Origin of the sequence: Pseudomonas abietaniphila, from assembly GCF_039697315.1 — a bacterium.
GTDB lineage: Bacteria > Pseudomonadota > Gammaproteobacteria > Pseudomonadales > Pseudomonadaceae > Aquipseudomonas > Aquipseudomonas abietaniphila_B.
This window is the reverse complement of record NZ_CP155619.1, coordinates 144,315-163,837: the sequence shown is the minus strand read 5'-3', so window position 1 is coordinate 163,837 and position 19,523 is coordinate 144,315. Positions and strand designations below refer to the sequence as shown.

At 60.4% G+C, this 19,523-nt stretch carries 16 protein-coding genes and 1 tRNA gene; 8 read left to right on the top strand and 9 right to left on the bottom strand.

The window, feature by feature from the left end; genetic code table 11:
• Positions 1–98: 98 nt before the first annotated feature.
• The 4 genes from ABDX87_RS00635 to ABDX87_RS00620 all read left to right on the top strand — a co-directional run bounded on the left by ABDX87_RS00635 (position 99) and on the right by ABDX87_RS00620 (position 3,381).
• Positions 99–1,490, top strand: coding sequence for an aldehyde dehydrogenase family protein (locus tag ABDX87_RS00635; RefSeq protein ID WP_346831092.1), 1,392 nt, complete (start codon positions 99–101; stop codon positions 1,488–1,490).
• Positions 1,491–1,648: 158 nt separating this feature from the next.
• Positions 1,649–1,724: transfer RNA gene (locus ABDX87_RS00630), tRNA-Asn, on the top strand.
• 280 nt (positions 1,725–2,004) lie between these two features.
• Entirely contained in the window at positions 2,005–2,352 is a 348-nt protein-coding gene (locus tag ABDX87_RS00625; protein WP_346831091.1) for a hypothetical protein, read from the top strand.
• A 207-nt stretch (positions 2,353–2,559) separates the two neighbouring features.
• Positions 2,560–3,381 carry an alpha/beta fold hydrolase gene (locus ABDX87_RS00620; RefSeq protein WP_346833661.1) on the top strand — a complete coding sequence of 274 codons (822 nt, stop codon included), beginning with the start codon at positions 2,560–2,562 and terminating at the stop codon, positions 3,379–3,381.
• 777 nt (positions 3,382–4,158) lie between these two features.
• Here ABDX87_RS00620 and ABDX87_RS00615 read toward each other — a convergent pair.
• From ABDX87_RS00615 to ABDX87_RS00590, 6 genes are all read right to left on the bottom strand, one after another.
• The gene (locus ABDX87_RS00615; protein WP_346831090.1) at positions 4,159–4,950 is read right to left on the bottom strand and encodes an amino acid ABC transporter ATP-binding protein; all 792 of its coding nucleotides are present in this window, start codon (positions 4,948–4,950) and stop codon (positions 4,159–4,161) included.
• Positions 4,943–5,593 (bottom strand): ectoine/hydroxyectoine ABC transporter permease subunit EhuD, encoded by a 651-nt coding sequence (ehuD, locus tag ABDX87_RS00610; protein ID WP_346831089.1) that lies wholly within the window; start codon positions 5,591–5,593, stop codon positions 4,943–4,945. Before ehuD ends, ABDX87_RS00615 begins: the two co-directional genes overlap by 8 nt.
• The gene (gene ehuC, locus ABDX87_RS00605) at positions 5,590–6,270 is read right to left on the bottom strand and encodes an ectoine/hydroxyectoine ABC transporter permease subunit EhuC (RefSeq protein WP_346831088.1); all 681 of its coding nucleotides are present in this window, start codon (positions 6,268–6,270) and stop codon (positions 5,590–5,592) included. The genes ehuD and ehuC overlap by 4 nt, the downstream gene beginning before the upstream one ends.
• A gap of 93 nt (positions 6,271–6,363) precedes the next feature.
• Positions 6,364–7,236, bottom strand: a complete 873-nt coding sequence (gene ehuB, locus ABDX87_RS00600) for an ectoine/hydroxyectoine ABC transporter substrate-binding protein EhuB (protein ID WP_346831087.1) — start codon at positions 7,234–7,236, stop codon at positions 6,364–6,366.
• Between the two features lie 61 nt (positions 7,237–7,297).
• Positions 7,298–8,260, bottom strand: coding sequence for an aliphatic sulfonate ABC transporter substrate-binding protein (locus ABDX87_RS00595; protein ID WP_346831086.1), 963 nt, complete (start codon positions 8,258–8,260; stop codon positions 7,298–7,300).
• A gap of 149 nt (positions 8,261–8,409) precedes the next feature.
• Positions 8,410–9,294: a LysR substrate-binding domain-containing protein gene (locus ABDX87_RS00590; RefSeq protein WP_346831085.1), complete on the bottom strand. Its 885-nt coding sequence runs from the start codon at positions 9,292–9,294 to the stop codon at positions 8,410–8,412.
• A 158-nt stretch (positions 9,295–9,452) separates the two neighbouring features.
• On the opposite strand from ABDX87_RS00590, the gene ydiJ reads away from it, so the two are divergent.
• On the top strand, positions 9,453–12,482 hold the full coding sequence (gene ydiJ / locus ABDX87_RS00585; RefSeq protein WP_346831084.1) for a D-2-hydroxyglutarate dehydrogenase YdiJ: 3,030 nt from the start codon (positions 9,453–9,455) through the stop codon (positions 12,480–12,482).
• 941 nt (positions 12,483–13,423) lie between these two features.
• On the opposite strand, the gene ABDX87_RS00580 is transcribed toward ydiJ, so the two are convergent.
• Positions 13,424–14,221 (bottom strand): AraC family transcriptional regulator, encoded by a 798-nt coding sequence (locus ABDX87_RS00580; protein WP_346831083.1) that lies wholly within the window; start codon positions 14,219–14,221, stop codon positions 13,424–13,426.
• A 108-nt stretch (positions 14,222–14,329) separates the two neighbouring features.
• Between ABDX87_RS00580 and ABDX87_RS00575 the strand changes: the two genes are divergently transcribed.
• From ABDX87_RS00575 to ABDX87_RS00565, 3 genes are all read left to right on the top strand, one after another.
• Positions 14,330–15,286: a threonine dehydratase gene (locus ABDX87_RS00575; protein ID WP_346831082.1), complete on the top strand. Its 957-nt coding sequence runs from the start codon at positions 14,330–14,332 to the stop codon at positions 15,284–15,286.
• Between the two features lie 133 nt (positions 15,287–15,419).
• Entirely contained in the window at positions 15,420–16,727 is a 1,308-nt protein-coding gene (hisD, locus tag ABDX87_RS00570; protein WP_346831081.1) for a histidinol dehydrogenase, read from the top strand.
• Positions 16,728–16,817: 90 nt separating this feature from the next.
• Positions 16,818–17,600 (top strand): SDR family NAD(P)-dependent oxidoreductase, encoded by a 783-nt coding sequence (locus ABDX87_RS00565; RefSeq protein ID WP_346831080.1) that lies wholly within the window; start codon positions 16,818–16,820, stop codon positions 17,598–17,600.
• Positions 17,601–17,646: 46 nt separating this feature from the next.
• Here ABDX87_RS00565 and ABDX87_RS00560 read toward each other — a convergent pair whose 3' ends face one another.
• Positions 17,647–18,609, bottom strand: coding sequence for a 3-hydroxyacyl-CoA dehydrogenase (locus tag ABDX87_RS00560; RefSeq protein WP_346831079.1), 963 nt, complete (start codon positions 18,607–18,609; stop codon positions 17,647–17,649).
• Positions 18,602–19,519: an N-acyl homoserine lactonase family protein gene (locus ABDX87_RS00555; RefSeq protein ID WP_346831078.1), complete on the bottom strand. Its 918-nt coding sequence runs from the start codon at positions 19,517–19,519 to the stop codon at positions 18,602–18,604. The genes ABDX87_RS00560 and ABDX87_RS00555 overlap by 8 nt, the downstream gene beginning before the upstream one ends.
• Between the last annotated feature and the right edge of the window lie 4 nt (positions 19,520–19,523).

Sequence of the window (19,523 nt, the reverse complement as noted above, 5' to 3'; positions counted from 1 at the left end):
TATCGGAAATTCCGCCGAGAGCCTATCGTGGTCTCAAGACTTCAGCAACGGGTGTTCGCCTGACGGTTAAGATCACACCCATTCAACAGGATTTCGTTATGTACAAACACGCCTCTGCGACCCACGCCATCTCGCTGAACCCTGCCACCGGCGTGGTCTTTGCCGAATATCCGTTCGAAACCGCCGCCGAGCTCGAGCAATCACTTGCACGCAGCGCAGCGGGCTTTAAATTCTGGCGCAAACAACCGGTGAGTGTGCGCGCCGAGCAATTGCGCAAGATGGCCAAGGCGCTGCGCAACAACGCCGAGACGATTGCGCAGATGATCACCGCCGAAATGGGCAAGCCGATCGCTCAGGCCCGTGGTGAAGTCGAAAAGTGCGCCGTCACCTGCGAGTGGTACGCCGAAAACGGCCCCGCCATGCTGACCCCGGAAAAAACCCCGGTCGAAAATGACAAGGCGTACATCGACTATCTGCCGTTGGGCCCGATCCTGACCGTGATGCCGTGGAACTTCCCGATCTGGCAAGTGCTGCGCGGCGCGATTCCGATGATCCTTGCAGGCAATACCTACGTGCTCAAGCATGCGCCGAACGTCATGGGCTGCGCCTACCTGTTGCGCGATGCCTGGGTTGAAGCCGGATTGCCCGAGGGTGTCTTCGAGGTCATCAACGTCACCAACGAAGGCGTGTCCACGGCCATTGCCGATCCGCGCATTGCGGCGGTGGCGGTCACTGGCAGCGTGCGCGCTGGGTCGGCGATCGCCGCTCAGGCGGGCGCGGCGCTGAAGAAGTGCGTACTGGAACTGGGCGGCTCCGATCCGTTCATCGTGCTCGCCGATGCGGACCTCGACGAGGCTGTTAAAGCGGCAACGGTCGGGCGGTATCAGAACAGCGGCCAGATCTGTGTGGCCGCCAAGCGCATCATCGTCGAAGAGAGCGTATTGCCGGCGTTCACCGAAAAATTCGTGGCGGCGGTCAAGGCACTGAAAGTCGGCGATCCGTTGGTCGAAGAACATTACATTGGCCCGATGGCCCGTTACGACTTGCGCGATGAGCTCCACGCTCAGGTACAAAAGACCGTCGGCGAGGGCGCGACCTTGTTGTTCGGCGGCGCAAAGCTGGCAGGTGAGGGCAACTACTACGCGCCGACCATCCTGTCGAATGTGACGCCGAGCATGACCTCTTTCAAAGAAGAATTGTTCGGCCCGGTCGCTTCACTGATCGTCGCCCAGGACGCCGAACATGCGGTTGAACTGGCCAATGACAGTGAGTTCGGCCTGGCTGGCAGCGTCTGGACCGCAGATGAGCAGAAAGCGCGCGACATCGCCGCTCGTCTGGAAACGGGCGGTGTGTTCATCAACGGATACACGGCTTCCGATGCCCGTGTGCCAATCGGTGGCGTGAAGAAAAGCGGTTTTGGTCGCGAGCTGTCGCACTTCGGCATCCGCGAATTCTGCAACGCGCAGACCGTCTGGCTCGATCGTCGTTAAGCCGGACTGAGCCGATGAATGAACGCCTCGTACGGTGAGTGCCGCACGGGGCGTTTTCGTCTGACGAGCGTTTAATCGATTAACCACCTGATTATCCTGCTAATTTTTTTCAGGTGGCCGCTTGACTTCTCTTTTTCAGGCAGTAAGATAGCCGGCATTCCGCGATAGCTCAGTTGGTAGAGCAAGTGACTGTTAATCACTGGGTCCCTGGTTCGAGTCCAGGTCGTGGAGCCATACGAAACACTGAAAAGGCCAGCGCATTGCGCTGGCCTTTTTTGTTTCTGCCCGTCAGCCGTTCATGCGCTGTGCAGGCCTCTCTTTATCCCGACATCTCCAGCGCCATCGCCTTTCCACGGCGAGTACGAGTGCCTGTGCGTCATACGAAGGTTTAGGCCTGCTATCCGAATCGACGATAGCGGTCACCGTCCGGGCGACCGATGATATCCACCAGGCCAGCCACATCCATACGCCGCTCAGCCGCCGTTGGAAGCGCAGCCGTTAACTGGAGAGCTCTATGAACGTTCAATCCGCATCCCGAGTCGTTCTGATTCACACGCGTGAACACCTTCTGGCCCATTGCGGCCAGCTGCTAAGAGACTCGGTAGACCAGGCAAACGACGACGCTGGCTGCGTCGGCTGTCAGCTTCACAGCGACGTCAGTGGGTTGGCTCGCTGGATCATTCAGGGCGTGTGGTTGACCGAAGATTCCATGCGCATGAGCGTCGAGCGCGTGTTTCAGCCTTTCTTCGAACGGTTGATCGCGAGCAATGCGCTTTTATCCATTCGTGTGTGCCAGGACGAGCGTACGGCTGACGGATTTGACGACAAGCCGAATTTCTCCACCTTCAGCACGCTTTTCTAAAATCCGCATTCTTAGTCTGACTTTCGTGCATCGCCGAGAGAGGGAGGTAGTGTGTCTGACACCCATGAAACGCCATCGAGTTCACGCCGACAAATGCTGAAGGTAAGTGCGACCGTTCTGGCCGCGAGCTCGCTTTCAGGAATGGTGGTGGGCGGCAGTGTCGCTCAAGCCGCAACAACCCCGCACACCGCTGGAGAACCCACCGACATGACAAGCTTTACCACGACTGACGGCACTAAAATTTTCTATAAGGACTGGGGTTCGGGGCAGCCGATCGTGTTTCACCATGGCTGGCCGCTCACTGCCGATGACTGGGATGCCCAGATGCTGTTTTTCGTCTCCAAGGGTTACCGTGTGATCGCCCATGACCGCAGAGGGCATGGTCGCTCCACGCAAACCGCCACCGGTAATGACATGGACACCTACGCTGCGGACGTGGCTGAGTTGGTGGCTCATCTGAAGTTGACCAATGCCGTGCACATCGGACATTCCACGGGCGGTGGCGAGGTCGCGCGTTATGTCGCCCGGCACGGTGCTGGCCGCGTGGCGAAAGCCGTGTTGATCGGCGCAGTGCCTCCGATCATGGTCAAGTCGGCTGCAAACCCTGGTGGTCTGCCGATGGAAGTGTTCGATGGCTTTCGCTCGGCGCTGGCCGCCAATCGTGCCCAGTTCTACACAGAGGTGCCGATTCCGTTTTATGGCTACAACCGCGAGGGCGCCAAGGTGTCGGAAGGTGTGAAAGGAAACTGGTGGCGCCAGGGCATGATCGGTGGAGCGAAAGCCCAATATGACTGCATCAAGGCGTTTTCGGAAACTGACTTCACCGAAGACTTGAAGAACATCAGCGTGCCGGTACTGATCCTGCACGGCGATGACGATCAGATCGTCCCCATCGCCGACTCAGCCGAGCTTTCCATCAAGCTGGTCAAAAACGGAACGCTCAAGGTTTACAAGGGCTATCCCCACGGGATGTGCACCACTCATCCTGAGGTCATCAACGAGGATCTCCTGGCGTTCATCAAACGCTGAGGCATTACGAGCCCTTCGCTGCGATGCTGAAGGGCTCAATGCCATGATCCGTGATCAAAAACATTTCGGCGAAATGACTTGAGAAGCGACACGGTTGCTCACTCCGGCGACGCTCCGTGGGCCCGCGCTGAACGGACATCCATGTTTTGACGGCGCTCTCGCGGCATCCATGCCGCTCGGCCCACTGCGCGACGCGTGCGTTCAGCCTGCACCCAAGTCGCGTTTAGTGGTGTCTGGCCTGCTGCGGTATGAAGATCAAAAACAAGAGCGCGCTTTGCTCTGTTTGGGTAACTCACTCCTGTGACCGGCTGAACACAAAACCTGTGGGAGTCAGCTTGCTGACGAATGCGGTGTGTCATTCACCCCTGATGAAACTGGCCCACTCCCATCGCGAGCCCCGTGATTGTCTGATGGTTCCCACGCTCCGCGTGGTAACACATTCAATGACGCTCTGCGTCATCCAGAATGTGGTGCACGCTGTCAGGCTTTGCGACCCCCGAGAAACGGACTGACACCACGGGTTTGAGAATCATAGAATCTCCCACGGAAGGTTCCGGGATGACGCCTAGATCCTTTGCCTCAACACCTCAGGTTGACACGGATGACTGTCGTTCGTGCCGGATCACTGGCATACCGAGCTAAGCCTTCAAGCAGAATCAAAAGCAGCCGGTGCCAGACTCTTTGGAGTGAATGCAGCATCGGGGATGCGTTCTCAATCCCTCTGTGGGAGAGACGTCGTTCGCGAAAAGGGTCAAGCCGACTACGTGGATCGGCGTTTCAGCGTTGCTCCACAAGGTTCAGAAACCGTCGGGTGCGCTCGTTCGTCGGGTTCACCAGAATCTCTTCCGGGGATCCATCGGCGACGATCTTGCCCGCTTCCATGAACAACACCCGGTCAGCAATATCCTGGGCGAACTTCATTTCGTGGGTCACCAGCAGCATGGTCATTTGCTGTTCGTGGGCGATGGCGCGAATGACCGCCAGGACTTCACCCACCAGTTCCGGATCCAGCGCTGACGTCACTTCATCGAAGAGCATCACGCGTGGACGCATCGCCAACGCTCGGGCGATGGCCACGCGTTGCTGCTGCCCACCCGACAACTGACTCGGGTAAGCGTCGGCCTTGTGGCTGAGCCCGACCAGTGCCAGGTATTGATGCGCACTTTCCAGAGCCTCCTCGCGGCTGAGCCTGAGCACGTGGAACGGCGCTTCGGTGATGTTTTCCTGAACGGTCAGGTGCGGAAACAGGTTGAACTGCTGAAACACCATGCCGACCCGATGCTCGACCGGTTGTTTTTTCGATCCGGGCCATCGCCAGCCCGACGAGCGCCTGGGAACAGCGGCGCCCGCGACCTCGATGAGGCCTTGCTGGTAGGTTTCCAGCCCTTTGATCAGGCGCAGCACGGTGGATTTGCCTGACCCACTGGGACCGATCAGCGCGACTTTCTGTCCTTGAGGGATGCTGAGGTCCAGATGATCGATCACCCGATGGTCGCCAAATTGCTTGACCACGTGCTTGAGCACAATCTGGGGCGAAGAGAGCGGTAGACCGTGTGCGAGATCAGACATGACTGCGCCTTTCAATGTATTTGAACAACAGGGAAGTGGGCACGCTGATGGCCAGGAACATCAGCGCCATGACCGTATACGGTTCGTTGTAGCGGTAGGTCATGCCCGCGATTTGCTTGGCCGCCTGAAACAGCTCGGGGATGGTGATGACGGCCAGTAGCGGCGTTTCCTTGAACATGCCGATCAGGTAATTGCCGAGTACGGGCAGCATGGGTTTCAAGGCCTGTGGCAAGACGATGCGCTGCCACGTGGTGCTGCTGTCGAAGTCCAGCGCTCTGGCCGCCTCCCACTGGCCCTTGGGCACACCTTCAATCGCGCCGCGAAAGGCCTCAGCGATGTAGGCGCCGTAATAAAGTCCCAGGCCGATCACCCCCGTCGACAGCGCCGGAAGGGTAATGCCGGCCAAGGGAAGCGCGAAGAACAGGACATACAGCTGAACCATCAGCGGCGTGTTGCGGAAGAAACTCAGGTACCCGCTGCTCGCGCGCCGGATCACGGTCATTGCAGAACGCTGGGCGATGGCCAGAACCAGCCCCATCACGACCGCCAACAGAAATCCCAGTACCACGACCTGAACGGTCACCAGCAGTCCCTGAAAAAGCTCGGGAACGATGGACCAGGCGAACGCGTAATCGAAGTTCATACGGTGTTCCCCTGGCGCCAGGCCGTTACGCGCAGTTCGTAGCGTTTGACCAGCCAGCTCAGCGGCCAGGCCATGACGAAGTAGCACACCAGGACGATGCTCCAGATCAGTGTTTGCTGTCCGAGGGTGGTGATCAGTTGTCCGCCTGCAAAGGTCAGGTCGGTCAGCGTGATCAATGAGACCAGTGAGGTGGTTTTCAGCAGTTCGACCAGTTGATTGCCCATCGGCGGAAGCATGAAGGGCAGGGCTTGCGGCAAGACGATGCGCCGAAACGCAGTGATCGAATCAAAGTCCAGCGCGCGCAATGCGTCACGCTGTCCCTGACTGACGTTGCTCAATGCCGAGCGCACGATCTCTGACCCGTACGCCGAAAAGGTCAGCCCCAACCCCAGCACACCGGTGGTCATGGGTGACAGGCTGATGCCGAACAGCGGAAGGATGAAGAACAGATAGAACAGCAACACCAGCGCAGAAATACCGCGCAGGATTTCGACGTAGACGGTGGCCACCCAGCGCACCGCGCGCCAGGGCGAAAGGCGCATGAGCGCGATGACGAACGACATCACCACCACCACGATCTGAGCGAAAAAGGTGATCTGCAAGGTCACAAGGGCGCCGTGGGCGAGTTGGCCTGCGATGAAGCGGGCCGTCTCCACGGCAGAAGGATCGATGAACATGGCCGTACTCGTGTGGGTCGGGGCCGAGGCTTCTTTTGCGTTCAGCTACAGCGTTCAAAACGCGCTCAGGAGCTGAGCGCTAATAAGGTAGGGTCAGCGGTTGCAGCGTTGCTCGGCGGTAATGTCTGCCGGTGGCAGTTCGTTCTCGGTGTAACCGTATTTCTGCAGGATTTTCAGTAGCTCACCGGAGGCGCGCAGCTTGGCCAGTTGCTCGTTGAAAGCCTGGGTGAATTCAGGATCGTTCTTCGGCAGGCCGTAGGCGTGGTAATTCCAGGTGGGTTTGCCTTCCGCGTCAGGGATCTGGTTGAACGGCAAGGCGCGCTCGATGGTCGGACTATTGGCCTTTTTCAGCAGTCCGATGATTTCGGCGTCCGGGAAATACACCACATCGACCCGACCCGCCTCCAGCGCCGCCAGCGCCTCGGTGTCCTTGTCGAAGAGCACGACGTTGCCGGTGGCGATGCCGCTGTCTTTGGCCTCCTGCACCTGATTGCTGCCTGGCTGAGTCGCCAGCCGCGCCTTGCCGTTGGCCGCAACGTCCTTGAGGCTGTGCAGGTTCAGCGGGTTACCGGCCTTGACGATGAACGCGCCGCCCGAACGTGTCACCGGGTTGGAATAACCAATGACCTTGCAGCGTGCCGTGTTGATGAACAGACCTGCACCGATCAGATCGAAACGCCCGGCGGCAAGCCCTGGCACCAGCGAGCCGAACTCGGTGATCGGTGTCTCGATCTTGTTGATACCCAGCGGTGAGAGGATGGCCTGGAGAATCTCGACATTGGCACCGGTGACTTTGCCATCCGTGCCGATGTATGCGTAGGGCTGTTCGTTGGCGATGCCGGCCGTCAGGCCCTGACTGCGACCTTTTTCCAGCAGGCCGGCCATGGCCGAGGCCGAAAACACAGCGTTCAACAGCAGGGCGGAGCCGAGGGCAACGGACAGCGACAGCAGCTTAAGACCTTTCATTCAGAATGCTCGACAGGGGAAAGGGAATAACGGCCTGCACCGCGGCAGGCCGCCGGGATAATCAGGGCTTCCAGATCTCGACGTCCTTGGCGTCTACCGCCTTGGGCAGCAAACCGGCAGCGAAGAATGCGTCGGCGATCTTTTGTTGCTCACCCAACTGGTTGGCGTTTACCGGCTCGACCTGATAGCTGCGATGGGCGTTGGCGGCCTCGACCGTTGCGGCGTCCAGGTTGCCCCATAGCGGACCGAGTACCTTGGCGGCTTCCTGCGGATTGGCCTTTATCCAACTGCCGGCTTGTTGCAGTTGCTGATAAACGCGCTTGAGCACCTCGGGATGGGCTTTCGCGTACGGCGTGCTGGTCAGGTAGTAGCGCTTGTAACTGGCCAGACCTGCACCGTCGGCGAGTGTGCGTGTCGGCAGCTGGCGCTGAACGCTGGTCAAAAAGGGTTCCCAGGTCACCCAGGCGTCGACCTTGTTGTTTTCAAACGCCGCCCGGCCATCGGCAGGCGACAGATAGGCAGGTTCGATGTCCGAGAATTTAAGTCCTGCCTTGCTCAGCGCAGCGATGAGCAGGTAGTGGGTACCGGCTGCCTTGGTGACCGCCACTTTTTTGCCCTTGAGGTCGGCCAGCTGCTGGATGGGCGAATCCTTGGGCACCACTATGGCCTGCGCGCTCGGCGAAGGCGACTCTTCTGCGAAATAGGTCAGTTTGGCCTGCGCGGCCTGGGCGAAGATCGGTACGGTGTCGGCCACGTCGGCGCTCACATCGACGTTGCCAATGTTCAGCGCCTCCAGCAGCGGTAATCCACTGGGAAATTCATGCCAGGTGACGTCGATGCCATCCTTGCCGAGCGCTTGTTCGAGGGTGCCCTGTGCCTTGAGCAAGGTGATCAGCGTTGAAGATTTCTGATAACCGATACGGACCGTTTCACGGGCCTGGGCCGGCAAGATGAAGCAGCAGGCGAGGGCGGCGACAAGTCCGGCGAAGAGCGGGCGGCGTACACGATTCGATGTGTTGGGCATGACGAACTCTTGATCAGATGGAAGGCGCTGGCAGACGCCGGATGCCCGATCATAGAGTTCTAAAAAATATTATTTAAATACCTTTTGATTATTAGCTTATGCGTAAGCACGTCTCGCTGAATCGCTTGGTCGCCCGGCCATTCTTGCGCTCAAATCTGCTCCAGCAGCCACGCTCGAAACGCCTGCAACGAAGGCAGCAATTCGTTACGCGGCGGGTAGGTCAGGTAGTAATTGCGCTGGCTGGCGAAAGGTACGTCCAGACTGATCAGCTCGGCACTCGCCAATTCCTCCGTTACCAGAATGCGCGGCACCAGCCCTATGCCGATACCGGCCCGCACCGCCTGAATCAGGTGCGACGTCAGCTCGAAACTCGAGCCCAGGCGCATCATTCGATGGGGCAAATGGTGATGGCTGAACCAGTCGCCCCAGACGTTGGGGTTATTGGCGACGGTGAGCAGCATCTGTTCGGCAATCAGCGCAGGCGTCCATATTGCATGGGTCTCGGCAACCTGTGCAGAGACGATCACCACCAGTTCTTCGGCGTGCAGACGGTGGCTGATCAGTCCCGGCAGATCACGGGTGCCGACCACAATGGCCGCGTCGATGCCGCTGGTTTCGAAGTCGATGGCGTCGATGCGCGAGTTGATGTGCACCAGCATGCCGGGGTGTGTCTGGTAGAAATCATGCAGGCGCGGCAGCAACCACTTCGAACCAAAGGTCGGCAGGGTGGCCAGTCGAAGGGTGCCGCCACCGGACTGATAGGCCATGGCCTGCAAGGTCGCGCTGCGAATGCGGCCGAGGGCTTCGCTCATTTCACGCTGATACAGGCGCCCGACGTCCGTCAGCTGCACCTGTCGGCCCTCGCGACGAAACAGCGTCAGGCCCAGTTGCTGCTCAAGGGCCTGAACCTGACGGCTCACCGCGCTTTGGGTCAGGGACAGTTCGACGGCAGCGCGCGTATAGCTTTCATGACGTGCTGCAGCCTCAAAGGCCAGCAGCAGCGACATGGAAGGGGTGAGGTGACGGTAATTCATTCACAAAAGTCATCGAAAGCGGCAGGAATTTGCGTTTGTGTCGCGCTGTAACCTGCAGGATCATTGGCGGCATAACGACCTGAGGCTGACCGATTAATGCTCAGGCGACAAGTATTTTGATGTTCCCCGTGAATAGACCGACAAGAGGCCATCCCACGATGATCGCCCAGCTGCCCACCGCGTTGCCTGCGGCCCAGTACCCCGAATTCCTCGACGCCCTGCGCGCCAGCGGTTTCCGCGGCCAGCTCAGTGCCGACTACGCCACCCGCACGGTGCTGGCCACTGACAACTCGATCTACCAGCGCCTGCCGCAAGCGGCAGTGTTCCCCCGTGACGCGGACGACGTGGCGCGCATTGCGACGTTGATGGGCGAACCGCGCTTCCGGCAGATCAAGCTGACCCCGCGCGGCGGCGGCACTGGCACCAACGGCCAGTCACTCACCGACGGGATCGTCGTCGACCTGTCGCGGCACATGAACACCATTCTCGAAATTAACGTTGCCGAGCGCTGGGTGCGCGTGCAGGCGGGCGTGGTCAAGGATCAGCTCAACGCCGCGCTCAAACCTCACGGGCTGTTCTTCGCGCCGGAACTGTCGACCTCCAACCGCGCCACCGTTGGCGGGATGATCAACACCGATGCCAGCGGGCAGGGCAGTTGCACCTACGGCAAGACCCGCGACCACGTGCTGGAATTGCACAGCGTGTTGTTGGGCGGGGAGCGTCTTCACAGCCACCCGTTGTCGGATGCGGATCTGGAAGCTGCGTGCGCTCGACCCGGCCGTATCGGTGAGGTGTACCGCACGGCGCGGCAGATTCAGGAAACCCAGGGCGACCTGATCGAATCGATCTTCCCCAAGCTCAACCGGTGCCTGACCGGCTACGACCTGGCGCACCTGCGTGACGAGCAAGGGCAGTTCAACTTGAACAGCGTGCTGTGCGGCGCTGAAGGCTCACTGGGTTACATCGTCGAAGCCAAGCTCAATGTGTTGCCGATTCCGAAATACTCGGTATTGGTGAACGTGCGCTACAGCAGCTTCATGGACGCCTTGCGCGATGCCAACGCGCTGCTTGCGAAGAAGCCGCTGTCCATCGAAACCGTGGACTCCAAGGTCCTGATGCTTGCGATGAAAGACATTGTCTGGCACAGCGTCGCCGAGTATTTCCCTGCCGATGCCGAACGCCCGACTTTGGGCATCAACCTGGTGGAGTTCAGCGGCGATGCAATCGACGAGGTCAATGCGCAGGTTGCGGCGTTCGTTGAACACCTGCAAGCCGACACCACCATCGAGCGCCTGGGGCACACGCTGGCCGAGGGCGCCGAGGCGGTGACGCGCGTGTACACCATGCGCAAGCGTTCAGTGGGGTTGCTGGGTAACGTCGAGGGTGAGGTTCGTCCGCAGCCGTTCGTGGAAGACACCGCTGTTCCGCCGGAGAAACTGGCTGATTACATCGCCGAATTCCGCGCGCTGCTGGATGGCCATGGCCTGGCGTACGGGATGTTCGGCCACGTTGATGCCGGCGTCCTGCACGTACGGCCTGCGCTGGACATGAAAGACCCGGCACAGGCCGCGCTGGTCAAGCCGATTTCCGACGCCGTCGCGGAACTGACGCAACGCTACGGCGGCCTGTTGTGGGGCGAGCATGGCAAGGGCCTGCGCTCCGAATACGTCCCGGCATTCTTCGGTGAGCTGTACCCGGCGCTGCAATCACTCAAAGGCGCGTTCGATCCGCACAACCAGCTTAATCCGGGCAAGATCTGCACGCCGCCAGACGCCACTGAAGGCTTGCTCAAGGTCAACGAAGTCACCCTGCGTGGCGATCTGGACCGGAGCATCGACGAGCGCGTCTGGCAGAGTTTCGGCAGCGCGGTTCATTGCAACGGTAACGGCGCCTGCTACAACTTCGACCCGAATGACGCAATGTGCCCCTCGTGGAAAGCCACGCGCGAGCGTCAGCATTCGCCGAAAGGGCGCGCGTCATTGATTCGCGAATGGTTGCGTCTGCAAGGGGCCGCCAACATCGATGTGCTGGAAGCGGCACAAGGCAAGATCTCGTGGATCAAGGGCCTGCCCGCGCGCCTGCGTAACAACCTGTCGCGCCAGCGTGGCGAGCCGGATTTTTCCCACGAGGTCTACGACGCCATGGCCGGTTGCCTGGCGTGTAAATCCTGTGCGGGCCAATGCCCGATCAAGGTCAACGTGCCGGATTTCCGCTCGCGTTTCCTGGAGCTGTACCACGGCCGGTACCAGCGTCCTCTGCGCGACTACCTGATTGGGTCGCTGGAATTCACCATTCCCTACATGGCGTACGCGCCCGGTTTGTACAACGCGGTGATGGGATCGAAGTGGGTCAGTGGGCTGCTGGAGCGCCACGTCGGCATGCTCGACAGCCCGTTGATCCACCGCTACAACCTGCAATCGACCTTGCGCGCCTGCAAAGTCGAAGTTGCCAGCGTGCCGGCGTTGCGTGAACTGACCCCGGCGCAACGTGAGCGCAGCGTGGTGTTGGTGCAGGACGCCTTCACCCGCTACTTCGAAACCCCGTTGCTGGCGTCGCTCATTCAGTTGGTGCATCAACTGGGCTATCGCGTGTTCCTCGCGCCGTACAGCGCCAACGGCAAGCCGCTGCATGTGCAAGGTTTTCTGGGCGCCTTCGCCAAGGCGGCGGTGCGCAACGGCACTCAACTCAAGGCATTGGCGGATTGCGGCGTGCCGCTGGTGGGCCTGGACCCTGCGATGACCCTGGTCTATCGGCAGGAATACCAGAAGGTGCCGGGGCTGAGCGACTGCCCGAAGGTGCTGTTGCCTCAGGAGTGGCTGATCGACGTCCTGCCGGAAAATCCGCAGCCGGGGGCCCAGGCATACCGCCTGATGGCGCACTGCACTGAAAAAACCAACGTCCCGGCCAGTACGTCCCAATGGGAAAAAGTCTTCGCGCGGATGGGCCTCAAGCTGGTCACCGAAGCCACTGGCTGCTGCGGCATGTCCGGCACCTACGGCCACGAAGCGCGCAATCAGGACACCTCCCGGACCATCTTCGAGCAATCCTGGGCGACCAAACTGGACAAGCAGGGCGAAGCCTTGGCGACGGGGTATTCATGCCGCAGCCAGGTCAAACGTCTGGCTGACCGAGAGTTGCGCCATCCGCTGGAAGTGGTGCTGGAACGTCTATTGGCGCGTCAGGCGTGAGAAATCCGGATCAGCGCCCGCCGTGTTGCTTGCGATAGGCGCCCGGCTAAATCCGGGCAGTGGGAGTGAACGTGCTCTGGAGGAGGTTGGCGGCTATTTCCCCAACGATTCAGACCTGTGGGAGTGAGCTTGGTCTGGGCCGCATCCGGTTTAAGAGGCCGGGACAGGCAGCCGCATTTGTGGTGCCTGACACTCAGTCTTCGCGAGCAAGCTCGCTCCCACAGTGATTGGGGCGTGCCAGCTGACCGTTGCGTGGGCTCCGTGGGCTCGATGACCGCAACATTCCGGCGGACACAGAACCTGTGGGAGTGAGCTTGCTCACGAAGAGGCCGGTGCGGGGCAGTCACGTATTCAGTGTCTGGAACTCAGTCTTCGTTCGTATGCGGTTAAGACCAAGCTCGCTTGTAGGGTGTGCATTTCCACGATTTGAGGTGACGCTGATGGTTTGGTTTGTCCTAACGTCCAAACTGTTCCGCCTTCGGCGGGTTACTTGAAAAGACCCCAAGTAACCAAGGGTCTTATGCTCCTGGTTGGGCTCCTCCTTCGTCGGAGTCCCTTCACTCCGGCGACGCTCCGTGGGCCCGCGCTGAACGGACATCCATGTCCTAGCAGCGCTCTCGCGGCATCCATGCCGCTCGACCCACTCCGCGCCGCCTGCGTTCAGCCTGCACCCAAGTCGCGTTTTGTGGTGTCTGGGCTGCTGCGGTATGAAGATCAAGAGCGAAGCGCGCTTTGCGCTGTCTGGGTGCAGAATTCCTGTCACTGGCTGAACACGAAACCTGTGGGAGTGAGCTTGCTCACGAAGAGGCCGGGACAGGCAGCCGCATTTGCAGTCCCTGACACTCAGTGTTCGTCGGGATGCGGCCCAGACCAAGTTCGGCTCCCACAGTGTTGGCGCGATGCAGGTCCAACGCTGACCAGCTTTGAAACCCTTTCTACGCTCACCCCCGCAATTGCGACGGACTCACACCCAGCCGCTGCCTGAAGGTCGTCGCGAGGTGTGCCTGTGAGGAAAAGCCGCACGCGTGTGCGATGTCCGCGACGCTGACGGAGGCGTCGCGCAGCAGTGCGCGGGCGCGGGCTACGCGGCGGTCGATGAGGTAGCTGTGGGGGCTTTTCCCGGTCGCCTGGGTAAAGGCGCGCATGAAGTAGCCCTCGGACAATCCCAGCAGATTTGCCATGGTTTGAACGCTCAAAGGGCGATCAAGCCCTGAGTCGATGTACTCATCGAGTAAACGTAATCGCTTACTGGTCATTGCCGAACTTGATGCAGGGAAGCTTGAGGGGGACTGAATGGCCCGTTCCGTAAGGGCAATGGCCCAGGCCTCCCAGTCATCATTGACCGATGCACGCAACAAAGCATTGCGCATACGGAGTGCTAGGCGAATGGCCTGAGCGTCGACCAGGTTGTTGAACGCTTGGTCGCCGATCAACGCCCCCCCGTCGTTGCGTTTGAGCAACAGGTATTCACCGCCGTCGGGCGACGCTGAAAACACGTCGCAACCCGCCGGCACAAACGCCAGGCCGTTGGGCACGGCAGCGAACGGACGGAGGTGGTCGCTGCCAATGGCGTGTGTACCCCGCTGACTGTCGAACGCAAAACCGACGCTGGACTGGGTTGCGACGTAGCGTGCTTCGTAAGGGGAGGCCGGAAGCAATTCGATCGTCCACGACCCCGCATCGACGCGGCGGACCGGTTCGGCAACGGGCGATGAGGTGGCGCGGTGTGGACGGCTCATAAGCGCGATAGTACTCAAGAATCTGCCCAAAGGTCAGGTGGGTTTTTTGAAAGCCTGCGACACCGCTCGGTGCCTAGACTGCGACCAAACAGAACGCTGGAGGAAACCATGCACCGACTGACTCGTGAAGACCTAGAAGATGCCGCCCGACAGGTGTACCGCGTGATGCCTGCCACGCCTCAATACGCGTGGCCTTTGCTCGCTGAACGACTGGGCTGCACCGTATGGGTCAAACACGAAAACCACACGCCTACGGGGGCCTTCAAGGTGCGCGGTGGTATCACCTTCATGCAGTGGCTGAAACACGCGCACCCGGACGTTGAGGGCATCGTCACGGCCACCCGCGGCAATCACGGGCAGAGCCTCGCGATGGCGGCCCATGCAGCGGGGATGCGGGCGTTGATCGTGGTGCCAGTTGGTAATTCCGTGGAGAAGAACAACGCCATGCGCGGTTTTGGTGGGGAAGTCGTGGAGTACGGCCGGGACTTCGACGTAGCCCGTGGAGAAGCCGCGCGACTGGCGAAAACCCATGACCTTTTCCTGGTGCCGCCTTACCACCCGGCTTTGGTCAAAGGTGTGGCGACGTATGCGCTGGAGTTGTTCACCGCCGCACCCGACCTGCACACCGTCTATGTGCCCATTGGTTGCGGTTCGGGCATTTGCGGGGTGATCGCCGTGCGTGACGCATTGCAGCTGAACACCCGCGTGGTCGGCGTGGTGTCCACTGAAGCGGACGCGGCCAGGCAATCGTTCGAGGCGGGGGTAGTGCGCCAAACCGCGTCGGCGAACACTTTTGCCGACGGGTTGGCGGTTCGCGATCCGATTCCGGAAGCATTTGCCATTTATAAAGAAGGCGCGCAACGCGTTGTCTCGGTCGGCGACGAGGAGATTGCCGAGGCCATGCGCGTTTACTACAGCGACACCCACAATCTGGCTGAAGGTGCAGGCGCTGCAGCGCTGGCGGCGTTGATGCAGGAGGGTGAGGCGATGAAAGGCAAAAAAGTCGGCGTGATCCTGTCGGGTGCCAACATTGATCGAAACGTTTACGCCGAGGTGATTGGCTGACGGCGACTGTCGCGCCTGAAATCATTTCACGACCGTTCGCACCCTTGGCTTTCAAAACCCTTTGCGGTCTTCTATGATGAGTTTGCATGCGTATGCAATCGTCCATCAACAATAACAATTCTGGAGACTGCAAATGGCTAAGTGGCTAAAGAAGGGGGCCGAAGCAGAAGCGATAAAATCTGCCGACCGCCAGGTGCGTGACACCGTCGAAGCGATCCTCGCTGACGTGGAGGCCCGTGGTGACGTGGCGGTCCGTGAGCTTGCCATCAAGTTCGACAAGATGGACCGTGACAGCTATCGACTGACCTCCGAAGAGATCGACGCCTGCTACGCGCAACTCACGCCGCGTGATCTGGAAGACATCCGGTTCGCGCAAACCCAGGTGCGCAATTTTGCCCAACACCAGCGCGACAGTATTCAAGACATCGAAATCGAGACCCTGCCGGGCGTCATTCTTGGGCATAAAAACCTGCCGGTGAATGCTGCGGGCTGCTACGTGCCGGGCGGAAAATACCCGCTGCTGGCGTCCGCGCATATGTCCATCATCACCGCCAAGGTGGCGGGCGTGCCGCGCGTCATGACGGCCGCGCCACCGTTCAACGGCAAACCCGCGCCTGCAATCGTTGTTGCACAGCACATGGCTGGTGCCGACGAGATCTACTGCCTGGGCGGTATTCAGGCGGTCGCCGCCATGGCGATAGGCACCCAGAGCATCAAACCTGTCGACATTCTGGTTGGCCCCGGCAACGCCTTCGTGGCCGAGGCGAAACGCCAACTCTTTGGTCGGGTGGGCATTGATCTGTTCGCCGGGCCGACGGAAACCCTGGTGATTGCCGACGACAGCGTGGACGGCGAACTGTGCGCGACAGACTTGCTGGGCCAGGCAGAACACGGGCCCGACTCGCCTGCGGTGCTGCTGACCACGTCCGAATCGCTGGCGCGCGACACACTGGCTGAGATCGAGCGCTTGCTTGAGATCCTTCCAACGGCCGATATCGCGCGCAAATCCTGGCACAGCTTTGGTGAGGTCATCGTGGCTGACAGCGATGAAGAGATGCTCGCCATCGCCAACGACCTTGCTTTCGAGCATGTACAAGTCATGACCAGGGACCCGGACTGGTTCCTGGCGAACATGCGCAACTACGGCGCGCTATTCCTGGGGCCGCGCACCAACGTGGCCTTCGGCGACAAGGCCATCGGCACCAACCACACGTTGCCGACCCGCAAGGCCGCGCGCTATACCGGTGGGCTGTGGGTCGGTAAATTCCTGAAAACCTGCACCTATCAAAAAGTCATGACTGACGAAGCGTCAGCGATGATTGGTGCGTACTGTTCGCGGCTGTGTGCACTGGAAGGGTTTGCCGGCCATGGGGAGCAGGCCAATATTCGTGTAAGGCGTTACGGCAAGCGCGCGGTGCCGTACGCGGGCATTGCCGAATAGGCCAGCAAAAGTGACGGGAGGGCGGTAACGCCGCCTTGGCGAGCCGCCCGGATGTGCGAGCAAAATCTTATACCGCTAGAGGACAGTGACTTGGCAGGCGAATTCGACACCTTGGGGATGCCTTCTTTTCGACTTGATGGAAAGGTCGCCCTGATCACGGGCGCCGGTTCCGGCATCGGCGCGGGCGTTGCACTGGCCTTCAGTGCAGCAGGGGCCGATCTGGTGCTGGTCGCCCGAACGCAAGCCAATCTGGATCAGGTTGCGGACGTCATTCGCCGGCGAGGCGGCAGCGTGCGGACGGCGGTCTGCGATGTCACCGACAGCACCGCCATCCGGGCGGTCATTGGTGATCTCCCACAGCTCGACATCCTGGTGAACAACGCGGGCACTAATTACCCCGAGCCTATGCTGGAGGTCACGGATGAACACCTGGACACCATGCTCAACCTGAACGTGCGCGCGTGCTTCGTCACCGCGCAAGCGGCGGTGCAGAAGATGCTGGCTAATACCGGGCCCGACGCTGGAGTCATCATCAATGTGTCTTCCCAGATGGGGCACGTCGGGTCGCCTAATCGCACGGTGTACTGCATGACCAAGCACGCCATCGAAGGCCTGACCAAGGCCATGGCGGTCGAACTGGCCGGGCAGGGCATCCGGGTGAACACGCTGTGCCCGACCTTCGTCGATACGCCGATGGTGCGCAAGATCGTCGACACGCCGGAGAAGGAAGCCTTTCTGGTGTCGAAGATTCCGATGGGGCACATGGCAACGATGGCAGACATCGTCGGCGGGGCGTTGTACCTCGCAGGGCCTGCGGCAAGGATGGTCACCGGCACCGCATTGAAAGTCGACGGTGGCTGGACCGCGCAATAACGCAAACGGCCCTCAGGTGAGGGCCGCCTTTTAGAGGGTCAGTTCATCAGCGCTGATCGGTCTTGCGCCGCTGCGCGCTGAACGCCATGAGCTGGCGGTCGCGCCATGCACGGCGTGTCTCCAGTTCACCGAAATCGAGAAACGTGCGGCGCTGGTCTTCCACGGTCTTGATCAGTTCAGGGCTCCACTCTGCTTCGTGGGAGCGCGAGTCGGCAATGCCGCGATAGAGCGGCCCGAGACGTTGCGCATAATCAGCCACACCGCCGACGGCATTCAGGTCGATGGTTTCGAACGGCCCCATGAACGACCAACGCCAGCCCAGCCCGTCGCGCACGGTTTTATCGATGTCTTCACAGGTCGCGACGCCTTCTTCCACCAGTGCCCAGGCCTCGCGCAGCAGTACCGCCTGAAGGCGATTGAGCACGAAGCCGGGCACCTCTTTGCGCACATGCACGACGCTTTGGCCCACGGCCTCCATCAGCGACGCCGTGAAGGCGATGACCGACGACGAGGTGTCAGGCGAGGGTACGATTTCAACCACGGGCACGAGGTACGGCGGGTTGACCGGATGAGCAATGATGACCCGCGAAGAAATGCTCAAATCCGATGCGAACGCCGAGGCGGGAATACCCGACGTGGAGCTCCCGATGATCAGGTCGGGACCGGCGAGGGCGTCCAGTTCAAGCATAAGCGCCCGTTTGACGTCGGTGCGTTCCAGAATCGATTCCTGGACATACGATGCACCGCTGACGGCCTGTTCCAAAGTGTCGCACACGGTCAGGCGCGCGAGGATGGACTCGGCAGGTTCTGACAACAAGCCAAACTCGGTGAGGTCTGCGATCTGCCGCGCGATCAACGGGACCGAGGCGTTGGAAATCGCCGGGTTTGCGTCATAGATCCGAACGGCGAGTCCCGCCCGGGCAAAGACCAGTGCCCAGCCGGCGCCGACCAGGCCCGCGCCGACGATTGCAATGGGCCGGCCCTGGGTCAGGGAGTCAAGTTCATGCATTGTTGGCCACCTTTGAGGTCTGTTGATCGCCCAGGCAGATCTCTGTCACCTGGAGTCCCTGGGCAGTCAGTCTTGACGGAAATACGTCTTTCAAGCGTTCTTCATGGATCGGGATCAGCCGTTTAGGCTCGTAGTCGACGACCTTGAGCATTTGCTCGGTCGCCAGCACCAGATTGGTCTGGCTGCCCGATGCGAGCCCCACCGGCGTGATCGCCAACTCACCCCGCACCTCGCCGTTCGCCACCTGGGCCTCGGAGAGGAAGTTGTCATAGCTGTAGACCAGATCGCCCGCCAGCACCCACGAGTCCTGGGATTCCCGCGCAAGGTCGTTGCGCACATGCACCCACATCGATGCAAAGGTGTGGCTGTCGTAGGCGACGTGCAGGTCAATACCTGGCAGAAAGTCGGCGACGTCGCCGTCGATGCATTTCAGTCGGCCGTCCTTGACCAGATTCACGGCGCGCAGCACGTCGGACGGGTCGGTGGCGATCATCATCCAGTTCTGGTGACGCTGCGGCAGCGACATCACCCAGATCCACTTGGCGAGTTCTTTTTCCTGGATGTAAAACGTCGCGTTGGGAAACGCATCGGTGTTGCCCAGATGGTCGAAGTGGGCGTGAGTCAGGATGACCGTGTCGATGTCCTCAGGCGTCAGGCCGCAATTGCCCAGCACCGTGGCGGGCGAATGCCAGTTGCCGACGCCGAATTTCTGCTCCAGATAGGCGCCGTATTCTTTGCTGTTGTAGCCCACGTCCACGAGGATGTTCTTGCCGTGGCCCTGAATCAGGACGTAGCAGTACGGCAGTTTGCGAACGCCCTGGTTATGCGCGCCGAAGATGATGCCGCTGACCGGGTAGTTGATCACGGCGCTGTATTCGAGCACCCAGATGGAATAAGCATTGCCTGACATAAAT